Annotated in this window: 26 protein-coding genes; 11 read left to right on the top strand and 15 right to left on the bottom strand. The window is 71.7% G+C overall.

Annotation, left to right across the window (positions count from 1 at the left end):
- The first annotated feature begins 71 nt into the window (after positions 1-71).
- A complete protein-coding gene (locus tag ACIRR9_RS40945; RefSeq protein WP_403763213.1) occupies positions 72-977 on the top strand; it encodes a hypothetical protein in 906 nt (301 codons plus the stop codon).
- A gap of 3 nt (positions 978-980) precedes the next feature.
- Here ACIRR9_RS40945 and ACIRR9_RS40940 read toward each other — a convergent pair whose 3' ends face one another.
- The 8 genes from ACIRR9_RS40940 to ACIRR9_RS40905 all read right to left on the bottom strand — a co-directional run bounded on the left by ACIRR9_RS40940 (position 981) and on the right by ACIRR9_RS40905 (position 8,740).
- A complete protein-coding gene (locus ACIRR9_RS40940; protein ID WP_384557795.1) occupies positions 981-1,751 on the bottom strand; it encodes an SDR family NAD(P)-dependent oxidoreductase in 771 nt (256 codons plus the stop codon).
- Positions 1,752-1,802: 51 nt separating this feature from the next.
- Positions 1,803-2,786 carry a LysR family transcriptional regulator gene (locus tag ACIRR9_RS40935; RefSeq protein ID WP_123971688.1) on the bottom strand — a complete coding sequence of 328 codons (984 nt, stop codon included), beginning with the start codon at positions 2,784-2,786 and terminating at the stop codon, positions 1,803-1,805.
- 184 nt (positions 2,787-2,970) lie between these two features.
- Complete coding sequence (locus tag ACIRR9_RS40930; protein WP_403763209.1) at positions 2,971-3,927, bottom strand: fumarylacetoacetate hydrolase family protein; 957 nt, start codon at positions 3,925-3,927, stop codon at positions 2,971-2,973.
- A 6-nt stretch (positions 3,928-3,933) separates the two neighbouring features.
- Positions 3,934-5,304 (bottom strand): FAD-binding oxidoreductase, encoded by a 1,371-nt coding sequence (locus ACIRR9_RS40925; RefSeq protein ID WP_403763206.1) that lies wholly within the window; start codon positions 5,302-5,304, stop codon positions 3,934-3,936.
- 43 nt (positions 5,305-5,347) lie between these two features.
- The gene (locus ACIRR9_RS40920) at positions 5,348-6,250 is read right to left on the bottom strand and encodes a cyclase family protein (RefSeq protein WP_403763203.1); all 903 of its coding nucleotides are present in this window, start codon (positions 6,248-6,250) and stop codon (positions 5,348-5,350) included.
- Positions 6,250-7,251 carry an amidohydrolase family protein gene (locus ACIRR9_RS40915; RefSeq protein WP_403763200.1) on the bottom strand — a complete coding sequence of 334 codons (1,002 nt, stop codon included), beginning with the start codon at positions 7,249-7,251 and terminating at the stop codon, positions 6,250-6,252. The genes ACIRR9_RS40920 and ACIRR9_RS40915 overlap by 1 nt, the downstream gene beginning before the upstream one ends.
- Positions 7,248-8,372, bottom strand: coding sequence for an FAD-dependent monooxygenase (locus ACIRR9_RS40910; RefSeq protein WP_403763197.1), 1,125 nt, complete (start codon positions 8,370-8,372; stop codon positions 7,248-7,250). The genes ACIRR9_RS40915 and ACIRR9_RS40910 overlap by 4 nt, the downstream gene beginning before the upstream one ends.
- A gap of 62 nt (positions 8,373-8,434) precedes the next feature.
- Entirely contained in the window at positions 8,435-8,740 is a 306-nt protein-coding gene (locus tag ACIRR9_RS40905) for an antibiotic biosynthesis monooxygenase family protein (RefSeq protein ID WP_403763194.1), read from the bottom strand.
- A gap of 254 nt (positions 8,741-8,994) precedes the next feature.
- Between ACIRR9_RS40905 and ACIRR9_RS40900 the strand changes: the two genes are divergently transcribed.
- The 6 genes from ACIRR9_RS40900 to ACIRR9_RS40875 all read left to right on the top strand — a co-directional run bounded on the left by ACIRR9_RS40900 (position 8,995) and on the right by ACIRR9_RS40875 (position 16,099).
- Positions 8,995-9,960: a fumarylacetoacetate hydrolase family protein gene (locus ACIRR9_RS40900; protein ID WP_403763191.1), complete on the top strand. Its 966-nt coding sequence runs from the start codon at positions 8,995-8,997 to the stop codon at positions 9,958-9,960.
- Positions 9,957-10,892, top strand: a complete 936-nt coding sequence (locus tag ACIRR9_RS40895) for a VOC family protein (RefSeq protein ID WP_403763189.1) — start codon at positions 9,957-9,959, stop codon at positions 10,890-10,892. The genes ACIRR9_RS40900 and ACIRR9_RS40895 overlap by 4 nt, the downstream gene beginning before the upstream one ends.
- Positions 10,893-10,929: 37 nt before the next feature.
- Positions 10,930-12,231: a histidinol dehydrogenase gene (hisD, locus tag ACIRR9_RS40890; RefSeq protein ID WP_403763186.1), complete on the top strand. Its 1,302-nt coding sequence runs from the start codon at positions 10,930-10,932 to the stop codon at positions 12,229-12,231.
- A complete protein-coding gene (locus ACIRR9_RS40885) occupies positions 12,228-12,989 on the top strand; it encodes an SDR family NAD(P)-dependent oxidoreductase (RefSeq protein WP_403763183.1) in 762 nt (253 codons plus the stop codon). The genes hisD and ACIRR9_RS40885 overlap by 4 nt, the downstream gene beginning before the upstream one ends.
- 317 nt (positions 12,990-13,306) lie before the next feature.
- Positions 13,307-15,217 (top strand): hypothetical protein, encoded by a 1,911-nt coding sequence (locus tag ACIRR9_RS40880; RefSeq protein ID WP_403763180.1) that lies wholly within the window; start codon positions 13,307-13,309, stop codon positions 15,215-15,217.
- A 141-nt stretch (positions 15,218-15,358) separates the two neighbouring features.
- Positions 15,359-16,099 carry a class I SAM-dependent methyltransferase gene (locus ACIRR9_RS40875; protein ID WP_403763177.1) on the top strand — a complete coding sequence of 247 codons (741 nt, stop codon included), beginning with the start codon at positions 15,359-15,361 and terminating at the stop codon, positions 16,097-16,099.
- Here the strand turns inward: ACIRR9_RS40875 and ACIRR9_RS40870 are convergent.
- The 6 genes from ACIRR9_RS40870 to ACIRR9_RS40845 form a co-directional block, all read right to left on the bottom strand.
- A complete protein-coding gene (locus tag ACIRR9_RS40870) occupies positions 16,077-16,820 on the bottom strand; it encodes a GntR family transcriptional regulator (RefSeq protein ID WP_403763174.1) in 744 nt (247 codons plus the stop codon). The two genes, ACIRR9_RS40875 and ACIRR9_RS40870, sit on opposite strands and share 23 nt — an antisense overlap.
- Positions 16,821-17,011: 191 nt before the next feature.
- Complete coding sequence (locus tag ACIRR9_RS40865) at positions 17,012-18,178, bottom strand: serine hydrolase domain-containing protein (RefSeq protein WP_403763171.1); 1,167 nt, start codon at positions 18,176-18,178, stop codon at positions 17,012-17,014.
- Between the two features lie 156 nt (positions 18,179-18,334).
- Positions 18,335-19,303 (bottom strand): acetylxylan esterase, encoded by a 969-nt coding sequence (locus ACIRR9_RS40860; RefSeq protein ID WP_403763168.1) that lies wholly within the window; start codon positions 19,301-19,303, stop codon positions 18,335-18,337.
- 242 nt (positions 19,304-19,545) lie between these two features.
- Positions 19,546-20,133, bottom strand: a complete 588-nt coding sequence (locus ACIRR9_RS40855) for a hypothetical protein (protein WP_365345689.1) — start codon at positions 20,131-20,133, stop codon at positions 19,546-19,548.
- 248 nt (positions 20,134-20,381) lie between these two features.
- On the bottom strand, positions 20,382-21,152 hold the full coding sequence (locus tag ACIRR9_RS40850; RefSeq protein WP_403763165.1) for a ferredoxin reductase: 771 nt from the start codon (positions 21,150-21,152) through the stop codon (positions 20,382-20,384).
- Positions 21,145-21,750: a sulfite oxidase-like oxidoreductase gene (locus tag ACIRR9_RS40845; RefSeq protein WP_403763162.1), complete on the bottom strand. Its 606-nt coding sequence runs from the start codon at positions 21,748-21,750 to the stop codon at positions 21,145-21,147. The genes ACIRR9_RS40850 and ACIRR9_RS40845 overlap by 8 nt, the downstream gene beginning before the upstream one ends.
- Before the next feature lie 169 nt (positions 21,751-21,919).
- Between ACIRR9_RS40845 and ACIRR9_RS40840 the strand changes: the two genes are divergently transcribed.
- The gene (locus ACIRR9_RS40840) at positions 21,920-22,843 is read left to right on the top strand and encodes an NADP-dependent oxidoreductase (protein WP_403763160.1); all 924 of its coding nucleotides are present in this window, start codon (positions 21,920-21,922) and stop codon (positions 22,841-22,843) included.
- A complete protein-coding gene (locus tag ACIRR9_RS40835; protein WP_403763157.1) occupies positions 22,840-23,598 on the top strand; it encodes a GNAT family N-acetyltransferase in 759 nt (252 codons plus the stop codon). The genes ACIRR9_RS40840 and ACIRR9_RS40835 overlap by 4 nt, the downstream gene beginning before the upstream one ends.
- On the opposite strand, the gene ACIRR9_RS40830 is transcribed toward ACIRR9_RS40835, so the two are convergent.
- Positions 23,559-23,960: a MarR family transcriptional regulator gene (locus tag ACIRR9_RS40830; protein WP_365345809.1), complete on the bottom strand. Its 402-nt coding sequence runs from the start codon at positions 23,958-23,960 to the stop codon at positions 23,559-23,561. The two genes, ACIRR9_RS40835 and ACIRR9_RS40830, sit on opposite strands and share 40 nt — an antisense overlap.
- 159 nt (positions 23,961-24,119) lie before the next feature.
- Here ACIRR9_RS40830 and ACIRR9_RS40825 point away from each other — a divergent pair, with 159 nt between their 5' ends.
- Together ACIRR9_RS40825 and ACIRR9_RS40820 are read left to right on the top strand one after the other, a co-directional pair.
- Positions 24,120-25,190, top strand: coding sequence for a hypothetical protein (locus ACIRR9_RS40825; protein ID WP_403763154.1), 1,071 nt, complete (start codon positions 24,120-24,122; stop codon positions 25,188-25,190).
- 43 nt (positions 25,191-25,233) lie between these two features.
- Positions 25,234-26,013 carry a putative protein N(5)-glutamine methyltransferase gene (locus ACIRR9_RS40820; protein ID WP_403763151.1) on the top strand — a complete coding sequence of 260 codons (780 nt, stop codon included), beginning with the start codon at positions 25,234-25,236 and terminating at the stop codon, positions 26,011-26,013.
- Positions 26,014-26,300 lie beyond the last annotated feature (287 nt).

The raw sequence follows: 26,300 nt of genomic DNA, 5'->3' as shown, positions 1-26,300 counted from the left end.
AGATGTTCTCAGACCATAACGATCCTGGACGGGACGGGACTTGATGTCCTGATGTGCACTATCTTCACGTCATGTCCACGCCACCGCAGCAGCCGCCGTCCTCCCCGCAGCAGCCCGCGCAGCCGCCGGACCAGCCGCCGGTGATACCGGCCCAGCAGCCCCAGGCGGCCCAGCCGCCCCAGCCGACCGCGTACCCGTATCCGAACCCGCAGTCGCCGCCGCCACAGAACCCCTACGCCCAGCCGACCCTCGTCAACCAGCCTGCCCAGCCACAGCAGGCCAATCCCTATGCCGTACAACCCGGTTACGGCTATCCGCCGCCCGCCGCCGCGCCGTCGGGCGGCACGAACACGGCCGCACGGGCCGTGCTGTGGGCCGCGGTGGGCGCGGTGGTCGCCTCCGCGGCCTGGGCGGCCGGCCTCTTTCTGACCGGGGGTTTCGGCGACAAGGCGGATCTGCGCGGCTACACGGCGCCCGCGAACCTCTGCTCCGGCGCGGACTACTCGTCGTTCAAGGAGGAGTACCCCGCCGACGACTCGTCCCCGACGAAGAACGCCATGAAGGACCCGGCCCTGGACGAGAGCATCTGCAGCCTCAGCCTCAAGAAGACCGGGTCCAGCTACGCGGACGCCTATCTCTCCCTACAGGTCGACCTGCACAAGAAGACCGACCCGGGGCCGGAGTTCACCGCCACCTGGAAGAACTACGGCGACAGCCACACCGATTACGACGTGACCCCCGTGCAGGGCATCGGCGACGAGGCCTACCTGGTCACCCAGGACACCAGCAACGGCTCCACCACCAGCGGATCGCGCTACGCCACCCTCGCGGTGCGGGACGGCTGGATGACGTACAGCATGTCCTACAGCGCGTACCTGTCCTCGTACGAGAGCGACACCAACCCGCCGACGCTCGACGAGGTGACGGGCTGGCTGAAGTCGGACACCAAGGCCACCCTGCAACAGCTCAAGGGCTGACGATCAGTCCTGGTCGAGGGCGTTGGTGATCGCCTTCACCGGGCCGTGCGAGGAGTAGCCGCCGTCGACGGTGATCTCCGCGCCGTTGACGTACGACGCCTCGTCGGACAGGAGATAGACGACGAGCGGGGCCACCTCGTCGACCGTGCCGGGGCGGCCCTGGGGTGTCATGGCGAGGTGGGCGGCGACGAACACCGGGTTGGCGGTCGCCATCAGCGGGGTCTCGATGTATCCGGGGTGGATGATGTTGGTCCGGATGCCGCGCGGGGCCAGCTCCAGGGCCGCCACCTTGGACAGCCCCCGCAGCGCCCACTTGCTGGTGGTGTACGCGACGGCGTGGTGCGCGGTGAGCCCGGCGACCGAGCCGACGTTCACGATCGAGGAGCCGGCCGGCATCAGCGGGGCCAGGGCCTGGATGCCGAGCAGGGCGCCGGTGGTGTTCACCGCGAAGGCCCGGTTCCAGTCGGCGAGCCCGACCTGGCCGAGCCGGGCCCGCATCGGGATGCCCGCGTTGTTCACCAGGCCGTGCACGACGTCCAGGGAGTCCGCGAGCAACGCCCAGTCCTCGGCCGAGGTCACGTCCAGGTGGACGTAGCGGACGTCGAGGCCGTCGGCGCGCAGGGACGCGGCGAGCTTCTCCCCGGCCTCGTCCAGCACATCGGTCGCGATCACCGTGGCACCCTCCCGGGCGGCCGCGGCCGCCTCCGCGGCCCCCTGGCCCTGTGCGGCTCCGGTGACGACGACGGTACGGCCGGCCAGGCGCGTGCGGCTCACGGCTTCCACGGTTTCCTCCACGGGGGCGTGCGGGATGTCCTCCCGTCCACGCTAGGAAGCCGCGGACAGCTCCGGAAACGCGCTCTCGGGATGGGTGGCATCCGCCTTGGCGATCTCGATCGGGGCATCCTGGCTCAGCGCCGTCCCGACCTTGCGGACCGTGTCCCGCAGCCAGCGGTGCGCCGGGTCGCCGTGCCGGTTGTGATGCCAGTACATGGCCTCCACCAGCGGCACGTCCGGGAACGGCGCCGGTACGACCGCACAGCGCGCGAAGTCCTCGTAGCGCCGCGCCAGCCGCTCCGGGACCATCGCCACCAGGTCCGTGCCGCTCACCAGGAACGGCAGCACACTGAAGCCCGGCGTGCTGACCTGCACCTTCGGGGAGATCCCGAGGGTCTCCAGCTGGCGCTCGGCGGGGGTGTGGCTCTTGCCGATGGCGCAGGCCGCGTGCGGCATCTCCGCCAGGTCGCGCAGGGAGAGCCGGCCGTCCACCAGACGCGGGTTGGCCGGGTCGACGATGCACACGAACCGGTCGTGCATCACGGCCTCGCTGACCCCGGGCAGCTGATAGCCGAGCGGCACGATCATCAGGTCGTGACAGCGCAGATGCGTCTCGGTCTCCAGCTGCCCGTCGATGATCGGGTGGAAGTCGATCCGGATGCCCGGCGCCTCGGCGGCGATGACCCGCAGCAGCGGCTCCACGAACACCGTCATCACATAGTCCGACATCACCACGGAGAACCGCTGGCGGCTGCGTCCCGGGTCGAAGTGCCGGGTCAGCGACAGCGCCTCCTCGGCCTTCTGCAGCGACCCCTGGACGACCGGCAGCAGCCGCTCCGCGAGCGGCGTCAGCTCGTACTCCCGGCCCACCCGGATCAGCAGCTCGTCATTGAAGTGCCGGCGCAGCCGCGCCAGCGAGCCGCTCATCGCGGACTGGCTGGTGGACAGTCGTACACCCGCGTGGGTGACGTTCTTCTCCTCGAGGAGTGCCTCCAGTGCCACCAGAAGATTGAGATCGATCGCTCCGAGACCCACGGATGTCCCCTTCCGGCCGGCCACGTCTTTGAAGCTTCGGTGAAACGCGAGGTTAACGAGCGGACGCCGGTCGAGGAAGGGGGTCGGGCACACTCTCAGGAAGATGTGATGACAGCCATTCGAGCCCCGGATACACGCAGGTGGGGAGCCTGCGCGTCACACAGGCCCCCCATAGGTTCGCATGTTAGGGACGGGGCGTACGGCCCCTCCTCCGGGCCCGCGGAAGGTACGCGTCTGCCCGTCCGGGCACGATCTTGTTGGACACCGTGCCGATCCCCTCGACGGTCAGCGTCACCTCGTCCCCGGGCTTCAGCGGGGGCGGCGTGCGCTCCCCGACGCGGCCCCAGAACTCCGCCAGCGCGCCCCAGCCGCAGGTGCCCGACCCGAGGATGTCGCCCGGGTGCACCCAGGCGTCCCGGCTGGCGTAGGCGATCATCTCCTCGAAGGTCCAGGAGACGTTGGCGAGGGTGTCCCGGCCGATCAGCTCGCCGTTCAGGGCGACCGTCATCTCCAGGTCCAGGAAGCCGTCCGGATCCCGCCGGTCCGCCACCTCGTCGGCGGTGACCAGGTAGGGACCCAGCGTGTTCGCGAAGTCCTTGCCCTTGGAGAAGCCCAGGCCGAGGTTCTTCTCCGGCTTCTGCAGATCCCGGGCCGACCAGTCGTTGAAGACCAGGTAGCCGATGATGTGGTCCTTCGCCTGCTCGGGCGTGAGGTCCCGGCCGCTGCGGCCGATGACCGCGCCGACCTCCAGCTCGAAGTCGAGCACCGAGCAGCCCGCCGGGATCGGCACGTCGTCATGGGCGCCGTAGGCCGCGTGCGGGTTGGTGAAGTAGAAGTTGGGTGCCCGGTACCACTCCTCGGGTACGTGCTCAAGGCCGTCCAGCGACTTCGAGACACCCTCGATGTGCGCCTCGAACCCGACGAAGTCCCGGATGGACGGCGGCTTCAGCGGCGGCAGCAACCGCACCTGATCCACCGTCAACTCACTTGCCCCGTCCAGGGCTTCGATACCGGCCGCGTACAGCACCCCGTCCTCGATGAGCGCGAGCAGGGTCACACCTTCGGGCAGCGGATGGATCACCCCGTCCCGCACCGCGCCGGCGCGCTCCTCGCCCTCGTACTCGTATGTCGCGAAACGCATGGCTGCTCAGCTCTCCCAGTGGTTGGTGTTGGTGACGGTCCCGGCGCTCAGATAGCCGGCGAAGACGCCCTTGGGGTCCCGGGCGGCCCGGATCTCGTTCAGCCGCCGCCACTGCTCGTCCCCCATGAACCTCAACTGCCGTACGGTGAAGTCGGAGTCGCCCAGGTACTGGCCCGCGGTCACCGGCTGCATCGCCGCCATCGCGTCGTCCAGCCAGGCGCGCAGCTCCGTGTCCCGGGCGGGGTCGTCGTGCACGACATAGGTGGCGCAGTAGATCTCCGACTGCATGGAGAAGGCCATGTCGGGGAGTTCGCGCAGTGGCGCCATCGAGAACCAGATGGTGAAGGTCTGCCGGGTCGGCTGCTCGGTGAACGCCTTGCGGATCGCCGGGACGACCTCCTCGGCGGGGCCGGTCAGCCAGGCGTTGTCGACGAGGTAGCGGTGGCCCTCCGGGTTGGCGAGCCGCTGGTTGTGGAGCTCCTCGGCGAAGGTGGTGGGCTCGGCCTCGATGCGGAACAGGGCCCGGTCGGCGTACGGGTTGGCGTGCAGCGGCGCGAGCGCCTCGGCGGCCTCCTGAGGCGTGTCCGTCATCGAGACACCCGTGACCAGCAGCACCGGTCCGTCGAGGTCCGGCGGGGTCTGGGTGAGCGCGACGATCTCCACCAGGTCGGAGACCGTGTGGTGGGTGTCGTGCAGCCAGGTCATGACCTCGTCGAAGAGGTCGAGAGGGTAGGCGTGCACGGTGTGCGCCAGGTGCTTGGGCAGCGGGCGGGTGCGCAGATGGAAGCGGGTGACGACACCGAAGAAGCCGGGGCCGGCGCCGCGCGCCGCCCAGAACAGGTCACTGTTCCGGCTCTCGTCGGCGCGGACCAGTTCGCCGTCCGCGGTGACCACGTCGATCGCGACGACGTTCTCCGCCGCCCAGCCCCAGCCGCGCGCGTTCCAGCCCTGCCCGCCCTGGAGCAGGAAGCCGCCGATGCCCACCGAGGGACAGTGTCCGCCGTTGAAGAATCGCCCGAACCCGCCGAGATACGGGTTGAGTTCGTCGCCGCCCTTGACGCCGGGCGTCGCGGTCACGATCCGGGTGCTTTCGTCGTACGACAGCTCGTGGAAGCCGCCGAGGTCGATCAGCAGCGCGTCCCGGCGCACCGACCAGGCGGCCCAGCTGTGCCCGCCGGAGCGGACGGCGACCTGCCAGCCGCGCTCCAGGGCCAGCCGTACGCCCTCGACGACGTCCTGTTCGGTGACCGCCTCGAGTACGGCGGCGGGGGTGCGGTCGGCAGGGCGGCGGGCGTTGAAGACCCGGCCGAGACAGGCCTCCTCGAAGCCCTCGTCGCCGGGGAGGTGGAGGGTGCCGGAGAAACGGTTCGTGTTCACGTGGGAGCTCACTTGGCTGCTCGGGTACGACACGGCGGACGGCTCATTTGACGGCGATGGGACTGACGGGCGCACCTACCGCACCGGGGACCGGCAGGGGCGCCGCGACCAGCAGGAACTCGTGCACACCGTCGGCGGCGCAGTCCTCCGCGAGGGCCTCCAGGTCCCACATCCCGCCCAGCGGCAGGCCCATGTCGGCGACGGCGATCCGGTGCAGCGGGGACCTGGCCGGCCCGGCGAACTCGTGGGGCCGTACTTCCAGGCCCCGGGTGTCGGTGGCGATGGCCGCGATCTCCGTGCGGTGCAGCCAGCCGAGGGTGGTGAAGGACAGGCCGGGCGCGTCCCCGGCCGCGTACCCGCCCCACTCGCCGAGCCGCCGCACCCGGCCCAGCTGACCGGTGCGGACGAGAACGATGTCACCCCGCCGCACACCCGAAGTGGCACCCTGCGCCTCGACGGTGACGCGCAGATGCTCCTCCGTGATCGCGAAGCCGTCCGGGAGTTCGCCCCGCGCGTCCCCCACGGCCCGCCCGACGTCCAGGAGCACACCGCGGCCGGTGAAGGCGTCCCGCAGGTGCTCCATGCGGGCCACCGACTCGCCGTCGCCGCCGACGAGGCCGTACGGACGGCCGTTCCCCGCCCGCCCGTCGTCATGGACGCGGCCCAGCCCCTCCCACTGCGTGCACGCCCGCAGCGGCATCAGGACCGGGTCGCCGTCGCCGCCGAAGCCGTGCGGGAAGCCCTGGGGGCCGGACCCGTCGAACTCCTGGGCCAGCGAGAAGGAGCGGCCGCGCCGGACCAGACTCGCGGCGTGCGCGCGGATCGCGTCGTCGATGAAGTTGAGCGTGCCCAGCACGTCGTCCGCACCCCAGCGGCCCCGGTTCCGGTAGGCGGTACGGGCCCTGGTGAGCTCTTCCTCGACGGGACCGAGATGTGTCGGGGGCATCACGCGCGTCCTTTCAGCAGCAGATCGAGAGCGTTGCCCCCGGCGATCGCGTCCCGCGCGGCCGGATCCAGGCCGGCCGCGTCCAGGCGGGCCACCGGATCGGTCACCCCCATGTCGAAGGGGTGGTCGGTGCCCAGCACGACCCGGTCCGCGCCCACCTCCTCGACCAGATGGCGCAGCGCGCGCGGAGTGTAGACGAGCGCGTCGAACCACATCCGCCGCAGATAGGAGCTGGGCGGCTCGGCGCAGCCGCGCGCGTCCGGCCGTACCTCCCAGGCGTGGTCGGAGCGCCCGATGTACGTCGGCAGATAGCCGCCGCCGTGTGCGGCCACCAGCTTCAGCCGCGGGAAGCGGTCCAGGACCCCGGTGAAGATCAGCTGGGAGAGCGCCACCGTGGTCTCGGTGGGCTGGCCGACCGTGTTGCCCAGGTAGTTCGAGGCCAGCCGCTCGCCGAGCGAACAGCCCCAGGGGTGGACGAAGACGACCGTGCCCAGCTCCTCCGCCTTCGCCCAGACCTCGTCGTGCGCGGGGTCGGCCAGTTCACGGCCCGCGACGGTGGTGGAGACACTGATGCCGTACAGGCCCAGCTCGGTGACCGCCGTGTCCAGCAGGGCGACCGCCAGGTCCGGGTGCTGGAGCGGTACCGTGCCGAGGCCGTGGAGCCGCTCGGGTGCGGCGACGCAGTGCCCGGCGACCGCCTCGTTGACGGTACGGGCCAGCCGCACGGCCAGATCGGGCTCGGCCCAGTAGTGGTGCATGGGCATGGGGCCCACCACCTGGATGTCCACACTCATCGCGTCCAGGTCGGCGAGGCGGGCCTCGACGTCCGTCAACTTCCCGGCCAGCCGCTGCAGTTGCGCCCGGTTGGCGGCCAGCGACGCGGGGGAGTGGGCGCGCTGCTCGGCGGCCAGCTCCGCCGCGAAGCCCGAGCTGCCCGCCACCAGGGCGTCGGCCGCGGGCACCGCGAGATGGCCGTGGAAGTCGACGACGGGCGTGCTCATGCGGCCGCCGTCAGCGAGGAGAGCGTCTCCGACATGATCCGCGCCGGGTCGGCGCCCGGGGTCTCCGGGTGGATCTCCCACTCGGCGAGCCGGAGGGAGTTGTCCAGCACCATGCGGACGCGCGGCAGCCGCCGGGCCATGAACCGCTCCAGCGCCTTGTCCACCGGCTCGTCGGCGGTGACCAGCTCGGCCAGCAGCACCGCGTCCTCCATGCACATCGCGGCGCCCTGTGCGATCAGCGGCGGACACGCGTGCGCCGCGTCACCGATCACCATCGTCCGGCCCCGGTGCCAGTCCTCGTCGACCAGCACCGCCTCGATCCACCGGTAGTCGACCGCCGTGTCGTCGGGCAGTGAGGCGAGTATCTTCCCCCAGGTGCCGCCGTACCCGGCGCCACGCTCACGCATCAGGTCCAGCGAGGCACGCGGGCCGATCAGCGAGGCGTCCAGGTTCTCGTCGAGGAGGTAGGCGTAGCACTGGTCCTCGGAGATCGGGCTGTAGCCGGCCTTGTAGCGCGGGCCGCCGTAGTACACCTCCGCGCAGTCCATCTCGGCGGGCCGCCGGGCCACCACCCGGAAGATCGACATACCGACCGGGCGCGGCTTGGTCTCGATGCCGATGAGCGAGCGCATCGCCGAGTTGATGCCGTCGGCGCCCACCACCAGGTCGTAGCGGCCGGTGGAACCGTCGGTGAAGGTGACGTCCACATGGTCGGCCGACTGGTCCAGTTCACGCACGCTCAGGCCGAGGCGGACGGTGACACCGTGCGCGTACACCGCGTCGCACAGGGCGTTCTGCAGATCCGAGCGGAGCGCCCCCGCCGTCGAGGGCAGGTCCTCACCGCCGGTGTGCGGGGTCTGCAGCTCGGTCATCAGACCGCCGTCGGCCCGGCGCAGCCGCAGGTGGTCGAACGGCACCGCCCGGGCCAGTACCCGGTCCAGCACCCCGACCGAACGCAGCGCCTTGAGCGCGTTGCCCTGGATGGTGATGCCATGGCCCACCCCGAACCACTGGGGCGAGATCTCGACGAGCTCCGCCTCGACACCGCGCTGGGCGAGGGCGAGACACAGCACGCTTCCGGTGATGCCGCCGCCGACGACGAGCACCTTGTTCACGGGCATGGGCGATCCTTGCGAAAGTAGAAAGACAGGCAGAAAGACAGACAGTGGGGTCCCGGCAGCTGTCAGCCGGTGAAACGGGGGCCCAGCTCGTGGTAGTGCTCGACGGCCGGCGAGGTGGCGAAGAACGGGCCGACCAGGGCCCGCCAGCGGGCGAACCGCTCCGACTCCCGAAACCCGACCGTGTGCGCCTCGACCGACTCCCAGCCGACCAGCAGGAGGAACGTCCGCGGCCGCTCGTCGCAGCGCAGCAGCTCGGCCCAGCGGAACCCGTCGGCCTCGGCGAGCACCTCACGGGCCTTGCCGAAGACCTCCTCGAATTCCGCTTCCCGGCCTTCCTCGACGGTCAGCTCGGCATGCTCGACTACCACGGTGCGCTCCTCGGGTTCGGGGTGGCATCGAGCCTGATCGGCGGTCCGTGCAGGGTCAACGGATCCAGTCATCGGGAAGGGGGACGTCATCCATCCCCGACGGCGATGGAGCCCCCCGCCCGGCGCAACCGCATCCGCGCAGGCAGGGGCTGGAACCACAGGCGATGGCAGGCATCGCGAACGGCCATTTCCGCCGACCGCGTGCGATGCCTAGCGTCGGAGGCGAGCCCCCATCCGTACGAGGAGAGCCGCCCGTGCCCGAACCTTTCCCCTCCCATGCCGGACCCTTCGCGCTCGGCACCTTCCACGGCGGCGCAGCCGCCTTCCCCGGCCTGGTCGCCGGCCCGCGGGTCCGCGACCTCTCCGACCAGGCCGAGTCGGTGCGCGAACTGTTCGAGGACTGGGACGCCTGGCTGCCCCGGCTGCACGAGCTGGCCGCCTCCGCCGACGGCACCTGGCACGACCTGGCGGACCTGCGGGTCCTGACGCCGATCGAGCCGGGCCAGATCCTGCAGAGCGGCGCCAACTACCGCAAGCACGTGGTCGACATCGTCGCCGGCGAGAAGGCGAGCGTGCACGGCGCCACCCCCGAGGAGGCCCGCGCCGACGCCGAGAAGATGATGGACGAGCGGATCCGCAACGGCGTCCCCTACATCTTCCTCGGCTCCCCGCGCGCCCTGTGCGGACCGTACGACGACATCGTGCTGCCCGCGCTCGGCGAACAGCACGACTGGGAGCTCGAACTCGCCCTGGTCATCGGGAAGCCGGGCAAGGACATCCCGGCCGAGGAGGCGATGTCCCACGTCGCCGCCTACACGATCAGCAACGACCTGACGACCCGTGACCGGCTGTACCGGCCCGACCTGAAGGCCATCGGCACCGACTGGTTCACCGCCAAGAACGCCGACACCTTCCTGCCGACCGGGCCCTTCCTGGTCCCCGCGGACTTCGTCGGCGACCCGGGCGACCTGCGGATCACCCTGCGGCACAACGGAGTGGTCCGCCAGGACGAGTCCACCAAGGACATGATCTTCGACATCCCGCGGCTGATCGCCTACGCCTCCACGACCACCACCCTGCGCCCCGGCGACCTGCTGCTCACCGGCTCCCCGGCCGGCAACGGCGCGCACTGGGGGGTCTTCCTCAAGCCCGGGGACGTGATCGACGCCGAGATCACCGGCCTCGGCCGGCAGCGCAACACCGTCAGGAGCCACGCATGAGCTTCCAGCCCATCACCCATCTGCGCCATGTCGACCTGGCCGTACCGGACTTCGACACCCAGCGCGCCTTCTACGGCACCACCTGGGGCCTGACCGAGGTGGCCAACGACAGCGGTATCGCGTTCTTCGCCGCCGAGGGCAGCCCCGAGCAGTACATCGTCCGCATCCGCAAGGACGAGCGCAAGCGCATGGACCTGGTCGCCTTCGGCGCGGTCTCCCCGGAAGCGGTGGACGAGCTGGCGGTGCGGCTGGGGCGGGCCGGGGTGCAGATCATCCACGAACCCCGGGCGCTGGACACCCCCGGCGGCGGCTACGGGCTGCGCTTCTTCGACCCGGACGGGCGCGTCGTCGAGGTCTCCGCCGACGTCGCCACCCGCGCCCACCGCAAGGTCGAGGAGCGCGAGGCCATCCCGGTGCGGCTCTCGCACTGTGTGGTCAACTCCCAGGACCCGGAGGGGCTGCGGGACTTCTACATCCAGCACCTGGGCTTCCGGCTGACCGACACCCTGTACTCCACGCACATGGGTGACCTCATGTACTTCCTGCGGTGCAGCCCGCTGCACCACTCCTTCGCCATCGCACGCGGCCCCCATGTGTCACTGCACCACGCCTCGTTCGAGATGCGCGGGGTGGAGGAGTACATGCGCGGCACCGGACGTGCGCTACGGGCCGGGACCCGGCTCACCTGGGGCCCGGGACGGCACCTCGCGGGCGACAACACCTTCTCCTACTTCCACGACCCGCACGGCAACACCGTCGAGTACACGACCGAACTCGCCGTCCTGGAAGAGGACCTGTGGCACCCGGGCCGGCACGACGTGGCCGATCCGATGACACAGGACCAGTGGGGCACCGCCGACCCGATGAGCGAGTCGGTCGCCAAGGAGCAGTTCAACGACCCCGACGTGCTGTTCGAAGCACCCCCCGTCTGATCCTTCGAGCCGAACACTCCCCAGAAAGGCCGCAGTTGTGGCAGAGATCCTGAAGCAGGCCGTGCCCAGGGCCGAGGTGGCCGCCTCCCTCGACCAGGTGCGTCAGACGGTGACGGGCGTCATCGCGGACATCCGCGAACGCGGGGACGCGGCCGTCCGCGCGTACTCCGAGAAATTCGACAAGTGGAGCCCCGACTCCTTCCGGCTGAGCGCCGAGGAGGTCGAGAAGATCGTCGCCTCGGTGCCCCAGCAGGTCATCGACGACATCAAGTTCGTCCAGGAGCAGGTCCGTAACTTCGCCCGCCACCAGCTGGACTCCATGGGCGAGTTCGAGATCGAGACGCTGCCCGGCGTGAAGCTCGGGCAGAAGCACATCCCGGTGCAGGCGACCGGCGCCTACATCCCGGGCGGCCGCTACCCGCTCACCGCCTCCGCCCACATGACCATCGTCACCGCCAAGGTGGCCGGCGTACCGCGCGTGGTCGCCTGCACCCCGCCGATCCACGGCGAGATCCCCGCCGCCACCGTCGCCGCCATGCACCTCGCGGGCGCCGACGAGATCTGGCTGCTCGGCGGCGTCCAGGCGGTCGCCGCGATGGCCGTGGGCACCGACACCATGGAGCCGGTCAACCTGATCGCCGGACCCGGCAACGCCTATGTCGCCGAGGCCAAGCGCCAGCTCTTCGGCGAGATCGGCATCGACCTGTTCGCCGGACCCACCGAGATCCTGGTCCTTGCCGACGACCAGGCCGACCCGTTCGTCTGCGCGGTCGACCTGCTCTCCCAGGCCGAGCACGGCCCGGACTCCCCGGCCGTCCTCATCACCACCTCCCGCGAGATCGCCGAGAAGACCATCGCCGAGGTCGACCGCATCCTCCCCGGCATGCCCACCCGCGACTACGCGGAGCCGGCCTGGCGCAACCACGGCCAGGTGCATGTCGTCGACTCGATCGACGAACTGTACGAACTCGCCGACTCGTTCGCCTTCGAGCATGTCGAGGTGCTCACCGCCGAACCGCGCCTCGCCCTGGAGAAGATGACCCAGTACGGCGCGCTGTTCCTCGGCGAGGGCACCTGTGTGTCGTTCGGCGACAAGGTCATCGGGACCAACCATGTGCTGCCCACACGTGGTGCCGCCCGCTACACCGGCGGCCTGTGGGTGGGGAAGTACCTCAAGACCGTCACCTACCAGGAGGTCACCGACACCGGGTCGCAGGCCCTGCTCGGGCGGCTGTGCGGACGCGCCTCCCGGGTCGAGCTGTTCGAGGGGCACGCCCGCTCCGGTGACGTACGGGCCGCCAAGGCCGCCGGTGACGAGCTGCCGTGGAACCACGCATGACCCTTGAGGGGCGTACGGCACTGGTCACCGGCGGGGGCGGACCGCTCGGCCGGGCCTTCGCGCTGGCGCTCGCGGACGCCGGGGCCCGGGTGGTCCTGGTCGGCCGGAACGAGCAGGCCCTCGCGGAGGCCGCGGCCAAGGTGGGCGGAGCGGCCCGCACCGCCGTGTGCGATGTCTCCGACCCCGCGTCCGTACGCGCCCTGGCCGACGGACTCGCCGACGAGGACGTGTCGTTGCTCGTCAACAACGCCGGCGTCGCGGGACCGGTCCGGCCGCTCGTCGACATCGAACCCGACGAGTGGGACGACGTGTTCGCCGCCAACGTACGCGGCGTCTACCTCATGTGCCGGGCCTTCCTGCCGGCCATGCTGGCCGCCGGACGCGGCGACATCGTCAACGTCGCCTCGGTCAGCGGCAAGCGACCGCTGCTCAACCGTACGCCCTACACCGCCTCCAAGATGGCGCTGATCGGCCTCACGCGGACGCTGGCGGGCGAGGTGGGCCCGCGGGGAGTGAGCGTCAACTCCCTTTCGCCCGGCCCGGTGCGCGGTCCGCGGATGGACCGCAACTTCCGGCTCACCGCCGAACTCACCGGCTGCACCGTCGAGGAGGCGGAGCGGGACTTCGCGTCCCGGGCCGCGCTCGGCCGGCTGGTGGAGGAGGACGAGGTCGCGCAGGCGCTCGTCGCAATGCTCGCGATGCCCGGACTCTGCGGGGCGGACATCGACCTGTCGGCGGGGATGATCGCACCGGCGTAGCACACATACCCGCGTGGCACACATACCCGCGGAGCACACATACAGGGGCACGGCGAGGTGGACGGCATGCGGGCCGTCCGCCTCGCCGTCGTGCGTGCGCACCGACACCGACTGTGGCGACTCTGTGTAATCGCCATGAAGTGGGCCCCACGATCGAAGCCATCGGGTTCCGGGATGCGTGTGTGCGAGGTCTGTCCCTGATTTCCCGGGGCTGATTCACTCCCACCTCAGCACCTCAAGTGCCTTCGCCGCCCAGGTCCCGACCGGCGGCCAGTAACTCTGCGCGACGGCGCACTCCACCCGTGGAAAGGCCTGCAATGACGCTGACATCCCGACGTTCGTTCCTGATCGCCGGTTCCGCCACCGCAGCGGCCGTGCTCGTTCCCCTCGCCGCCTCCGGCACCGCCACCGCCGCGCCGAAGGCGTCGGGCAAGACGATCTCCGTCGCCGCGGGGGAGACCTACGAACTCGCCGCGACCACCCAGGTCAGCCAGCTGACCATCGGTACCGGCGGCAAGATCGTCGCCCCGACCGGGTACGACATCAGCCTGACCGTCGACGGCGTGGAGACCGGCCAGCTGCTCACCGCGACCGGCGGCACCGCGACCCTGATCCAGGCCGGGACCTACCGCGGTGACGTCGTCCTGACGGTCGCCGAGTCCAACGACGTCACCTACCAGACGCTGACCTTCCCGTTCCGGCAGGCACTGTACGTCGGCTCCGACGGCGTCGACTCCGCGAAGTCCGTGCTCTCCGCCGTACGCGGCGGCAAGGTCACCGACGCGGCCGCCCGGAACGTGTCGATCACCTCCACCGGCGAGTGCTTCAACGGCGTCTACGTCGAGAGCGGCAGCTACACCCTCCAGGGCACCGCCATCTCCCTGACGGGCAACGGCCGTTCCGACTTCGCCGGGTACGGCGCGGCCGTGGTCGGCGACGGCTCCTCGACCAAGCTGGTCGTGGACGGCGCCCGGGTCAGCAACAAGGGCGTGGTCCGTACCACGGTCATCGCCAACAACGGCGCCAACGTCCTCGTCAAGGACTCCTTCCTGCGCGCCCGCAACGGCGTCCTGCCCTCCGACTACCAGGCCACCGTCGAGACCCCCTACATGGAGTCCGTGCCCTGGATGCTGGGCCTGGACGGCAACGTCCGCGCGACCAACCTGATCGGCAAGAACAGCATCGCCACCTACCTCAACTCGACCGTGTTCTCCGAGACCTGGGGTGCCCTGTCGGTCGAGGGCGGCAGCGGTCTGAAGCTGACCTCGATCAACAGCCACGTCGGCAACACCGGCGACTACGGCTACGGCACCTACGCCATCGGCGACGCCACCGTCCGCGTCCTCGGCTCCCGCTTCGACGTCGGCTCCTACGCGACGATCATCGCCGGGCCGGCCGCCGTCGTGCACTACGGCGACAGCACCCGCGACGCCGTCGCCGCCCTCAACACCGAGCTGGCACTCGGCCTGTCCAACGCCGAGCTGAAGAGCATCCCGGAGCGCAACACCGTCGTGAACTCCGGCCACTTCGGCTACATGTTCTTCGGCGCCGGACAGCTCACCCTGGACGGCGGCACCGTCATCAACTCCGAGCGGGCCACTTTCCTCAACAAGGGCCAGCAGACCACCATCAAGGTCGACGGCTCCAAGGGCGCGCGGCTCAACCCGCGCGACGGGATCATCCTGCAGATGATCGAGCTGGACGACCCGGGCCCGGTCCCCGTCAACGGCAAGATGATGAACGTCGGCGTCTACACCGAGCCCACCACCGACCCCACGAAGAACTCCTCCTTCGACGTCACCGCCGTCCACTCCAACGACGCTGCCGCCACGTTCAGCTCCATCAAGCTGAAGGGCGACTTCTACAACGGCATGCGCAACGGCAAGAACATGGTCCTCACCTTCGAGGGCTCCAGCGTCGAGGGCGTCATCTCGGCGACCAAGGCCAAGCACCGGGTGTCCTCGATCGACTCGTCCACCTTCTACGAGCTCGGCATCGTCACCAACACCGTGCAGGCCGCCGTCAACAACGGTGTGGTCGTCCAGCTGAACAGCGGCTCCACCTGGACGGTCACCGGGACGTCGTACCTGACCAGCCTCACCCTCGCCGCCGACGCCGCCGTGAAGGCGCCGCGCGGCAGGACCGTGAAGCTGACGGTCGACGGCACCGAGACGGCGATCACCGCCGGCTCCACCTACACGGGAGCCCTCACGCTCACCGTGGCGTGACAGCCGGCGCCGTGGCTGTGAGACCCGGCGTCATGGTGTGAGACCCGGCATGGTGCCGTGAGTCCCGGCCGGAGGCGCGGTCCCGTACGAGGGCCGCGCCTCCGCCGTGTCCGGCGCCGGGGGCTCCCGTAAGCTGGCCGGATGTTCAGCCCCGAAGGCCCGAGCCTCCGTGAACTCGCCGTCCAGGCCCTGTCCTCGGTCGAGCGCGGCTACGACCTGCTGGCCCCCAAGTTCGACCACACCCCCTTCCGGACGCCGGACTCGGTGCTGGAGGCGGTCGCGAAGGCGCTCACCCCGCTCGGCCCGTTCGAGGCCGGCCTCGACCTGTGCTGCGGCACCGGAGCCGGTCTGGACGTGCTGGCCCAGGTGTGCACCGGCAGCGTCACCGGCGTCGACTTCAGCGCCGGCATGCTCGACGTCGCCCGCCGCCTGCCCCCGCCCGAAGGGCCGGACGTCACCTGGGTACAGGCCGACGCCCGGGCCCTGCCGTTCGGGCCCGCCTTCGACCTGGTCGTCAGCTTCGGGGCGTTCGGGCATTTCCTGCCCCGCGAGCTGCCCGGCCTCTTCGGCCAGGTCCACTCGGTACTGCGGCCCGGCGGCGCCTTCGCCTTCCCGGTGCTCGCCCCGCCCCGCCCCACCGGCCTCGGCTTCTGGATGCTGCTCGGCTTCGACGCCGTGATGCGGGTGCGCAACGCGCTGTGGCGGCCGCCGTTCGTCATGTACTACCGGGCCTTCCGACTCGGCGATGTGCTGCGGGAGTCGGCGCGGGCCGGGTTCGCGACGGACCTGTACGCGCTGCCCGAGTTCGGCGAGCGCGACGACGGCAGCCCGCGCGCCCGGCTGGTCGTGGCCCGGAAGGTCACTTCGCCGCCGGCACCGTGAACTCGTAGACCAGCGTGTCCTGCTGGGCGTCCACCACCAGGTCGGTGATCTCCAGCGGGCGGGCGTACTGGTCGTGCACCCGGCGGGTCACCCGGACCGAGGCCGCGTCCGCGACCTGCGTGATCGAGTCCCGGTGGTGCAGGGTCAGGCCCGCCTTGCGCATCCATTCGTAGGCCCGGCGCAGCTGCGCCGCGGCGGCTCCGTCGGCCCGTCCCCGGTAGCGGCCCAGTTCCTCGACCTCGGTCAGGGCGACGGCCGAGAAGGAGGTCACGGCGGTGCGCAGGGCGTGGCCGTCGGGGGAGGCCGACTCGTAGCGGTGCACCAGGGTCGGCCGGTGCGGGGCGAGGCCCAGCGCCGCCGCATGCTCGGGCGGCGGCTCCTCCCAGGTCACCGTGGCCCGGTCGACCGCGCCGTGATCCGTGGTGCCGGCGCCCACCGGGAACGCCAGGGAGACCGGGCTCTCGACCGGACGGCCGCGCAGGGTCGCATGACTGCCCCGCCGGTCGGTCGCGACCAGACCGCTCAGGCGCAGCACCTCCAGCGCCTGCCGGACGGTCTGCCTGCTGACCCCGAAGTGCCGTGCCAACTGTCGTTCCGCCGGCAGCCGTTCGCCCGGCGGGACGGTGCCGTCGCGGAGCTCGCCGAGCAGCAGCGTCGCGATCCGCCAGTACAGCGGCTGCTCTTCGCTCTCGGAGTGGTCGTGCTGGGTGGTGCGGGCCATGCCGCGCCTCCTGTGGGTGACAAGGGCCGGCCACCGGGGCCGTGGGCAGGCGGGATGACGCCTGCCGACGGGCCTCGATGACAAGACGTAGCCGTGCGGGTTCGTTGCGCGACCACATCTAGCATTGGTCTAAACCACGAGGGAAGAGCGGTCGGCGGGTTCGGCCGAAACCGGGCGGGCCCCGGCGGAACTCACAGGCTCGCGTAGACGGCCTCGACCAGGGCCGTCTTGCGCGGATCGTCGGCGATCCGCCCTCCCATCCGGTTCATCACGTACCCGAGCGACACCCCCGCCTCCGGGTCGGCCAGCCCGCAGGAACCGCCGAAACCGTCGTGCCCGAACGCCCGTGGATTCGGCCCGTACGACCCGTTCGCCCCGCTCAGCCACAGCCCCAGCCCGACCTCGGTCTTGTGCTCGAACCCCGCCCCGAGCACCAGGTCACGGCAGCTGCCCTGCCCCTCGCGCACCCGCTCCGCGGCCTCGGGCGACAGCACGCGCCGGCCACCGTACTCGCCCCGGCCCGCGAACACGCCGTACAGCGCCGCCACCGCGCGGGCCGTGCCGTGCCCGTTGGCCGCCGGGATCTCGGCCGCCCGCCACTCCGGGGTGTTCGCCTGTGCCGCGCCCGCCGGCGGATTGCCCAGGGCCGCTATCGCCACGGGCGTCAACTGGCTGAAGATCGCGGCCTGTTCGCTCTTCGACATGACCCGCGGATGCACCAGCTCGGCCGCCCGCCCGGACTCCTTCTCCGGCAGTCCGACGGTGAAGTCGATCCCCAGCGGCCCGGTCACCTCCCGCTCCAGGAACGCCCCCGGCAGCAGCCCCGACACCCGCCGCACCACCTCGCCGACCAGGAAACCGTAGGTCAGCGCGTGGTACCCGGACTGCGTACCCGGCTCCCACCAGGGCTCCGTCGCCGCCAGCCGCGCGGTCGTCAACTCCCAGTCGTACAGGTCCTGGAACGAGTGCGGCTCCCGCAGACCGGCCAGCCCGGCCCGGTGCGAGAGGAGATGGCGGACCAGCACCCGCTCCTTGCCTGCCGCCGCGAACTCGGGCCAGTAGTCGGCCACCGGTGCGTCGAGGTCGAGCAGTCCGCGGTCCGCCAGGATGTGCGCGCACAGCGCCACCGGGCCCTTGGTGGTCGACCAGACGTTGACCACGGTGTCCCGCTCCCACGGCCTGCTGTGCGCCGGGTCCGCCCAGCCGCCCCACAGATCCACGACCGTCTCGCCGCCGACCGTCACCGCGACGGCGGCACCCAGTTCCTCCCGGTCGCGGAAGTTCTCCTCGAATGCCTCCCGCACCGCCGCGAAACGCGGTTCGCAGACGCCGTGGACCTGGGGTTCGTGCTCGGACATGCGCCCTCCGTCGTACGCCGGAAAACCCGGACCGCGACGCTGCGGCCCAGGTCTCCCGAACGTACCGACTGGTCGGACTGGAGGGAAGGCCGACGGAGGAAGAGGTTCCCGGACCAACCGTTCGGCCGTCTCGCGGTGTCCCTGTCCTCCGTCGCCTCAGGCGTACGAGCCGAGCCAGCGCACCTTCGCCGCCTCGTGGTACGGGCCGCCGCCCTCGTGGTCGTTGAAGTCGTACACCTCGATGGCCTTGTCGTCGTGCGCCCAGGAGTTGTAGGCCGCGAAGACCGTGGACGGCGGGCAGGTCTGGTCCTCCAGGGCCGCCGAGAACAGCGCCGGGGCCCGGCCGCGCGCCGCGAAGTGCACACCGTCGAAGTAGGAGAGGGTGCGCTGGACGTCCGCCGAGCGGCCGCGGTGCGTCTTGAGGAAGAGGCCGATCTCCCGGTACGGGTGACGGTCCGTCAGGGTGGTGGCGCGCGGGAAGTCGCACAGGAACGGCACGTCCGGGGCGACCGCGACCAGGTCCGGGACCAGACCGCCGACCGCGATGGTGATCCCGCCGCCCTGGCTGGCACCGAGCGCCACGGTCCGTGCCGCGTCGGTCAGCGGATGCGAGCGGGCCGCCTCGACCGCGCGCACCGCGTCCGTGTACACCCGCCGGTAGTAGTAGTTCTCGGGCGCGTCGACACCCCGCGTCATGAAGCCGGGGTACGCCGGCGCTCCGCCCACCGGGTCGGCGGTGCCACCGCCACCGCCCCAGGCGCTGCCCTGGCCCCGGGTGTCCATCACGAAGTGCGCCCGGCCGGTCGACGCCCACAGCAGGCTCTCGTGCGGCAGCCCGCGGCCGCCGCCGTAGCCGATGAACTCCACGACCAGCGGCAGCGGTTCGGTGCTGCCGGACGGCAGCCGCAGCCAGCCCTTGACCGGGTGGCCGCCGAACCCGGCGAACGTCACGTCGTACACCTCGACCGTGGACAGCCCGGTGTCGACCGGCTCGAAGCGGGCGTCCAGATCGTGCTCGCGTGCCTCCTGGAGGGTCTTGGACCAGAAGGTGTCGAAGTCCTCGGGCGCCACCGACGCGCTGCGGTGCTCACGGAGTTCGTCGAGAGGGAGGTCGAACAGGGCCATCGACAACCGCCTTTGTGAAGGGTAGGTGCGGATGATCACACCGTACGTGGGTGGTCCGACGACTCGCCAGGCCCGTGCACCGCCGGCCCCCGTGGTGACCCCCTGCCGTCTGCTCTTGTTCTGCTGTCGATCCGCTGGTCAAGACGGCCGGGCGGCTCGTCGTGGACGGCGGGCGGGAGATCCCGGGCGGCCGGGCGGCCACGGCGGGTGGTCGGGTCACCCAGGTCGCGCCCCGGGCTGTCTCAGGCGCGCCCGCGGGTCCAGTCCGGGCCGGTGCGCGCCCATTCCTGCTCCCACTCGGCGAGCCGGTGGCGCAGCGCGACCCGGCGGACGACGCCGTGCCCGAGCAGCACCACGGCCGCCGCGCCGCTCGCCCCGCAGATGCCCACGGTGACCGCGTGCTGCCAGACGGCGACCTCGGTGGGCGGCGGGGCGACACCGTGCCCCTGACGGTCGAACCACACGTCCACCACGTCACCGGTCCGGGTCCCCGCCGGCACCCGGGCCAGGGCCGTCCGTGTCCCCTTGCCGGGTTCGCTCCAGCGGACGTCCACCTGGTAGGCGTGCTCCCGGTCGCCGCCCTGCACCGACGGCAGCTGCTCCGGAGTGCTGCCGACGACCACGGCCCGGACCCGGTGCCGTTCCGCCCGCTCGACCGTGGCGACCGCCCGCGCCTGGTCATGGGCCCACAGGCCCACCAATGCCCCGGCCAGGGGCGCACCCACGCACAGCAGGACCGCGACGACCAGCGCGGTCCATGCCTCGACCACGTCCGAACTGCGCCGCAGCGGGTTCTGCCGCCAGCGCCAGCCACGCATCCGGGTACGCATGTCGACCTCCTCGCCGCAACGGGAGCCGAAGGGCCGGACAGCCGGTCCGCAGCTCCCAGCGTGCCCCCGCCTGCACGCGAGCGTCCACTTCGAAGTGGTACCCCGTACGGAGCAGCCGGCTCACCTGCCGAGGTCACGGACACGGAAACGGCCGAAGCACACCTTCCGGCGCGCGCCGCACACCCGGCCCGGCGTCCCGCGGTACCCGGACCGCACGCCCCCGGGCAGGTCGTCCGGAGGACCCGCGCTCAGCCGAACCGCTCGATGCGGATCCGGTCCACCGGCTGGCCCGCCGCCACCAGCAGCCGCGAGGCGTGCTCCGCGAAACCGTTGGAACCGCACACATAGGCCTCCCACCCACCGGCCGGCTGCTCGGCCAGGAACGGGGCCACATGTGCGGCGGCCATACGTCCCACCGGCACACCCTCCGGAGCGGTCCGGGTGAACACCGCCGTGGTCTCCGCACCCAGCTCCCGCGCGTAGATCAGCTCCTCGGGAGACCGCGCCGACACCACCAGGCGCAGCGGCACGTCCAGGGCCCGGGCCCGGTGGTGCCGGACCATCGACATCAGCGGTACGACCCCGGAACCGGCGCCGACCAGCAGCGCGGGCCGGTCGCCGGGCCAGGCGAAGAAGCCGCTCAACGGGCCGCGCACCTCGACGGTGTCACCGGGCCGGGCCACCGTGTGGAACCAGCCGGAGACCTCGCCGCCCTCGACATGGTCCAGGGTCAGCTCGATGTGCCCGGAGTCGTCCGGAGCGGACGCGAGGGAGTAGTGCCGCTGGGCCGCGTAGCCGTCCCCGGCGGTCAGCCGCAGCATCAGGTGCTGCCCGGGCAGATGTCCCGCCCAGGCCGGCACCGCGAACCGGAAGGTCGCCGAGTGCGGGGTCTCGCGGCGGATCTCGGTGAGGGTGGCCGTCTGCCACACCGCGGCGGCCCGGGTGCTGACCGCGATGCGCCCGGGCACCGCGAAGCGCGTCGGGGGAGCGAAGCCCCCGGCGGTGGTGGTCTCAGTCACCGGAGTACCTCTGCTCCTCCCAGGGGTTGCCCCGCGCGTGGTAGCCGTTCTGCTCCCAGAAACCGGGCTCGTCGTGGTCGAGGAGGGTGATCCCCGCGATCCACTTCGCGCTCTTCCAGAAGTACAGGTGCGGCACCAGCAGCCGGGCCGGCCCGCCGTGCTCGGCGGCCAGCGGCTCGCCCTCGTACTCGAAGGCGATCCAGGCCCGGCCGCCGGTGAGGTCCGCGAGCGGCAGGTTGGTGGTGTAACCCGTGTGCGAATAGGCGACGGCATGGGTGGCGGACACATGTGGGCGGACCACATTGAAAAACGCGTCCAAGGAGACGCCCCCGAACCGCACCCCGAACTTCGACCAGCTGGTCACACAGTGGATGTCACCCTCGTACGCCGACGCGGGAAGCGCGTGCGCCGCGGCCCAGTCCCAGGTGCGCGGCTCGGCCACCAGCCCGTCGATCCGGAACGACCAGTCGGCGGGCGCCAGCTCCGGCGTCACCTCGGCGGAGAGCACCGGCCAGTCGTCGCCCGCGTCGTACTGGCCCGGTGGCAGTCCGGGATTGTCGATGCGGGGGCGGCCGGTGAAGCCTCGGGTGACGTTCATGCTTCAACCGTACGATGTCCGATCGGGTGCTCCGGCCCAGGTCAGGACCCCGATCATTGCAGCCGTGTGAACGATCCGCGGGCGCGGGAATAGCGGCCGTGCGCTCGTCCTTGCCGCTGAATGCCGCTACCGGGACACCGGCGACAGCACCAGAGAGCGAGGAAACACGATGCCCAAGGCATACGTCTACACCAGGCACGGCGGGCCCGAGACCGAGGCCTTCGCCGAGGTGGACCGGCCCGGTCCCGGCCCCGGTGAGCTGCTGATCGCGGTGCGCGCGGCGGGGGTCAACCCCGTGGACTGGAAGCTGCGCGACGGACTGCGCCGCCCGGGCGAGGGCGAGGCGCGTTTCCCGGTCGTCCTCGGCAGCGAGGCCGCCGGAGTCGTCGAGGAGATCGGCGAGGGCGTGACCGGGTTCACGGTCGGCGACGAGGTCTTCGGCAACACGCCCGCCGGCGCCTTCGCCGAGTACGCCCTGCTGCCGGCGGCCGTGACCGCGCACAAGCCCGCCGCGCTGTCCTTCACCGACGCAGCCACCCTGCCGGTCGCCGCGGCCACCGCCTACGACGGCGTACGCCAGCTCGACCTGCCCGAGGGCGCGACCCTGCTGGTCGTGGGCGCAGGCGGCGGGGTCGGCGCGGCGGCCGTCCAGATCGCCCGCGCCTGGGGCCTGCGGGTCGTCGGTGTGGCGAGCGAGGCCAAGAAGGACTTCGTCGAGTCGCTCGGCGCCGTCCACGTGGCCTCCGGCCCCGACCTGGCCGAGCGGGTGCGGGCCGCCGCTCCCGAGGGCGCGGACGGTGTCTACGACCTGGTCGGCGGAGAGGTGCTCGCCGAGGCGGCCACGCTGCTCGCGGACCGCACCAGGCTGATCACCGCCGGAGCCCCGCCCCAGGCCGTCGCCGCACTGGGCGGCAGCCGGGTCGAGCGGGCCCGTACCGCCGCGGTCCTGGACGAGGTGGCCGAACTGGTGGTGGGCGGTGAACTCGACCCGCATGTCTCGCAGACCTTCCCGCTCGACCGGGCCGACCAGGCGCTGCGCGCGGTCGAGGACGGGCACACCCGCGGCAAGATCGTGATCGAGGTCGGGATATGAGCCTCCCCGGCCCCCGTGAGGGCGGCGGCACCGTCCCGCACCTCCTGGACAACCCCGCCCTCGCCTCGCTCACCGGCCCGCACGCCCACTTCGCCGAGCGCCGCGGCCGCATCCTGCGCTACCCGGTCGACGTCTCCCCGTGGCTGGCCCTGCCCGACGAGCCCGACGCCCGTGACTGGGCGGATCTCGCCGCCTTCGCCGGGCCCGGCGAGGAGGTCGGACTGCCCGGCTACCGCGGGGAACTCCCGGACGGCTGGGAGCTCACGATGGACATCGCGGGAGTGCAGCTGGTGGACGAGGGCATGGAGGCCGTCCCGGAGCCGGCCGCGGTCCGTCTCGGCCCCGCCGACGTGCCCGAGATACTCGACCTGATCGAGCGCACCCGGCCCGGCCCCTTCCTGCCCCGCACCATCGAAATGGGCACCTACCTGGGCATCCGCCGCGACGGGAGGCTGATCGCGATGGCGGGGGAGCGGCTGCACCCGCCGGGCTGGACCGAGATCAGCGCGGTCTGCACCGACCCGGCGTACCGCGGCGAGGGCCTCGCGACCCGGCTCATCCGCGCGGTCGCGTACGGCATCCGGGAACGCGGCGAGACCCCGTTCCTGCACACCGGCGCCGAGAACACCACCGCGATCCGGCTGTACGAGTCCCTCGGCTTCCGCCTCCGCCGCCGTACCGCCTTCCTCGCGGCCCGGGTGCCGCAGGCGCTCGGTCAGTCCTCGCCGGTGCCCGTCGACGTCCCGGCGTTGTAGCGCTCCAGGTAGCCGGCGAACCTGACCAGGTCCTCCTCCGCCCACTCCGCCAGCCGCTCCCGGAAGGCGGCCCGGCGGCTGCGGGTCACCTGGGCCAGGATCTCCTCCCCGGCCTCCGTCAGATGCAGCACCTGGACCCGGTGGTCCTCCGGGTCCAGACGCCGCTCGATCAGCCCCGACCGCTCCAGCGCCGCCACCTGCCGGCTGACCGTCGACTTGTCCAGCGCGTAGTGCGCGGCCAGGTCGGTCGCCCGGCAGCCGCCGCGCTCCTCCAGATGCCCGAGGAGCGTGTAGGACACCAGTGACAGCTCGGGGTGCATCCGCCCGGCCGACGCCCTGGCCCGCCGCGCGAAGGTCGTCATCTCGCGCTGGATGGTCTCGACGGCTGTCTCCGTGGATGTCACGGGAATACCTCCTCCGACGGTCTAGTTGTATAGTACAACTTGAGTCTGAGTTGTATAAGCCAACCAGTTGTCCCGAAGGTGCTTCGGGAGAACCGGAAGATCTGGAGGTCGTACGCGATGAGGTCACCGGCACTGCGCCATGTGCTCACGCACCTGATCACCCCGCTGCTGATGTGCCTGGGCATGGGGCTGGCCTACATGGGCGCGTTCGTCCACCCGGAGCCGAACCACCTGCCCGTGGCCGTGGTCGGCACCGGACCGAAGGCGAAGGTGTTCGCGCAGACCATCAAGGACACCGCCGGTGACAAGCTCGACGTCCGTACCGTCCCCACCCGCACCGAGGCAGTGGACCTGCTCAAGGCCCGCACCGTGACCGGCGCCTATGTGCCGAGCACCAGGACACCGGAACTTCTCGTCGCGAGCGCCGCCTCCGACATGGGCGCCACCGCCGTCGAGAAGGTCTTCACCCCGGTCGCCGCCGAGGAGGGCCTCCCGCTCAAGGTCACCGACGTGGCCGAGCCCGTCGCCGACGACCCCACAGGACAGGGCCTGTTCTTCCTGCTCATCGCGGTCAGCATCGGCTCCTACGCCTCGGTCGCCGCCCTCGGCGCGGCCGGCGGCACGCTCCCCATGCGGATCCGCGCCCTGCTGGCGCTCGGCGTCTCCGCCGTCGTCGGCAGCATCGGCGCGCTGCTCGCCGGACCGGTGTTCCACCTCGCCCAGCACGACCTGGCCGGCATCTGGGGCATGGCCTGGCTCTACTCGGCGGGCATCCTGCTCATCGGCGTCGGCCTGCACACCTTCCTCAAGCGGTGGACGACGCTGACCATGATGGTGCTCTTCGTGATGCTCAACTTCACCAGCTCCGGCGGGTTGTTCCGCCCCGAGCTGCAGAACGGCTTCTTCGGCACCCTGCACGCCTTCTGGAACGGCGCCGGCTTCGTCGAAGGCGCCCGCAGCCTCCTGTACTTCGGCAGCGACGGCCTGAGCCGGAACGTGTGGACCCTCGTGGTCTGGCTGCTGGCCGGCCTCGCGGTCACCGCGATCGCGGCGGCGTACGAGCGGACCAAGGCGGCCCAGGCCCCGGCCCCGGTCGCGGCCTCGGCGTCGTCCGTGGCCGTACCCGAGTCACCGGCCGAACTCGCCCAGGAGGCCGAGGAGGAGACCCAGGAGACGGTCGGCGTCTGACGGCCGGCGACCGGCGGTCCGGACTACGGATAGGCTCGCGGCGATGACTTCACTCTCCGACACCACCGCTGTCGTCTCCGCGCTGCGCGCCGCGGGCTGCGTCTTCGCCGAGGACGAGGCGGAGTTGATCCTCGCCACCGCCCGCACCCCGGACGAACTGGCCGCGATGGTCGACCGGCGCGCCAGTGGCCGGCCCCTCGAACACGTCCTCGGCTGGGCCGGGTTCCACGGGCTGCGCGTGCTCGTGGAACCCGGCGTGTTCGTGCCCCGCCGCCGCACCGAGTTCCTGGTCGACCAGGCCCTCGCCCAGGCCCCCGGCGCGTCCGTCGTCGTCGACCTGTGCTGCGGCTCGGGTGCGGTGGGCGCGGCCCTCGCCGCCGCCCTCGGCGACGTCGAACTGCACGCCGCCGACATCGACCCGGCCGCGGTCGGCTGCGCCCGCCGCAACATCGCCCCCTACGGGGGCCACGCCCACGCCGGCGACCTGTTCGACGCCCTGCCCGCCGCCCTGCGCGGCAGGATCGGGATCCTCGCGGCCAACGTGCCGTACGTCCCCAGCGGCGAGGTCGGGCTGCTGCCCGCCGAGGCCCGCGACCACGAGCCGCTGGTCGCCCTCGACGGCGGCGGCGACGGGCTCGACGTGCTGCGCAGGGTCGCCGCCGAGGCGCCCCAGTGGCTGGCGCCGGGCGGCTGCGTCCTCGTCGAGACGAGCGAACGTCAGGCCGACGATGCCGTGGCGGCCTTCCGGCACGCCGGCCTGACCACCTGCCTCGCGATCTCGGAGGAGCTGTACGCCAACGTCGTGATCGGCGTACGGCCCTAGGCGCTCCTGCCCGGCGGATCACGCCGCAGACCGGGGGCCGGCCCACCCTCGCCCCGGAGGGGGTACCCCGAGCGGCGTTGCCGCCGGTCGCCGAAGTGGCCGCCCGGCGGTCGGCCCCGAGGCCCCCACGACCCCGCTCACCCCGGCCGACAGTCACCGCCGCTGTCCTGCGCCCCGATCCGGCGGAGGGTCCTAGTAGGACTCCGTTAGGTCTGTCTCGCGGCACTGTTCGGGGGCATGCTGGAGGCGTGGACGCACATGAAGTGAACCGTGCTCGGGCGAAGTTG

Source organism: Streptomyces sp. NPDC101234, from assembly GCF_044767525.1.
GTDB classification, from domain to species: domain Bacteria; phylum Actinomycetota; class Actinomycetes; order Streptomycetales; family Streptomycetaceae; genus Streptomyces; species Streptomyces sasae.
The sequence above is the reverse complement of the archived record's forward strand: the minus strand, read 5'-3'. Positions and strand labels throughout refer to the sequence as shown.

Coding starts and splice junctions, on each gene's coding strand:
- ACIRR9_RS40945 (WP_403763213.1), top strand. CDS start 72: ATGTCCACGCCACCGCAGCAGCCGCCGTCCTCCCCGCAGCAGCCCGCG.
- ACIRR9_RS40825 (WP_403763154.1), top strand. CDS start 24,120: ATGAGGTCACCGGCACTGCGCCATGTGCTCACGCACCTGATCACCCCG.
- ACIRR9_RS40920 (WP_403763203.1), bottom strand. CDS start 6,250: ATGCCCCCGACACATCTCGGTCCCGTCGAGGAAGAGCTCACCAGGGCC.
- ACIRR9_RS40885 (WP_403763183.1), top strand. CDS start 12,228: ATGACCCTTGAGGGGCGTACGGCACTGGTCACCGGCGGGGGCGGACCG.
- ACIRR9_RS40915 (WP_403763200.1), bottom strand. CDS start 7,251: ATGAGCACGCCCGTCGTCGACTTCCACGGCCATCTCGCGGTGCCCGCG.
- ACIRR9_RS40930 (WP_403763209.1), bottom strand. CDS start 3,927: ATGCGTTTCGCGACATACGAGTACGAGGGCGAGGAGCGCGCCGGCGCG.
- ACIRR9_RS40835 (WP_403763157.1), top strand. CDS start 22,840: ATGAGCCTCCCCGGCCCCCGTGAGGGCGGCGGCACCGTCCCGCACCTC.
- ACIRR9_RS40865 (WP_403763171.1), bottom strand. CDS start 18,178: ATGTCCGAGCACGAACCCCAGGTCCACGGCGTCTGCGAACCGCGTTTC.
- ACIRR9_RS40870 (WP_403763174.1), bottom strand. CDS start 16,820: ATGGCCCGCACCACCCAGCACGACCACTCCGAGAGCGAAGAGCAGCCG.
- ACIRR9_RS40845 (WP_403763162.1), bottom strand. CDS start 21,750: ATGAACGTCACCCGAGGCTTCACCGGCCGCCCCCGCATCGACAATCCC.
- ACIRR9_RS40840 (WP_403763160.1), top strand. CDS start 21,920: ATGCCCAAGGCATACGTCTACACCAGGCACGGCGGGCCCGAGACCGAG.
- ACIRR9_RS40830 (WP_365345809.1), bottom strand. CDS start 23,960: ATGACGACCTTCGCGCGGCGGGCCAGGGCGTCGGCCGGGCGGATGCAC.
- ACIRR9_RS40860 (WP_403763168.1), bottom strand. CDS start 19,303: ATGGCCCTGTTCGACCTCCCTCTCGACGAACTCCGTGAGCACCGCAGC.
- ACIRR9_RS40895 (WP_403763189.1), top strand. CDS start 9,957: ATGAGCTTCCAGCCCATCACCCATCTGCGCCATGTCGACCTGGCCGTA.
- ACIRR9_RS40910 (WP_403763197.1), bottom strand. CDS start 8,372: ATGCCCGTGAACAAGGTGCTCGTCGTCGGCGGCGGCATCACCGGAAGC.
- ACIRR9_RS40820 (WP_403763151.1), top strand. CDS start 25,234: ATGACTTCACTCTCCGACACCACCGCTGTCGTCTCCGCGCTGCGCGCC.
- ACIRR9_RS40880 (WP_403763180.1), top strand. CDS start 13,307: ATGACGCTGACATCCCGACGTTCGTTCCTGATCGCCGGTTCCGCCACC.
- ACIRR9_RS40855 (WP_365345689.1), bottom strand. CDS start 20,133: ATGCGTACCCGGATGCGTGGCTGGCGCTGGCGGCAGAACCCGCTGCGG.
- ACIRR9_RS40875 (WP_403763177.1), top strand. CDS start 15,359: ATGTTCAGCCCCGAAGGCCCGAGCCTCCGTGAACTCGCCGTCCAGGCC.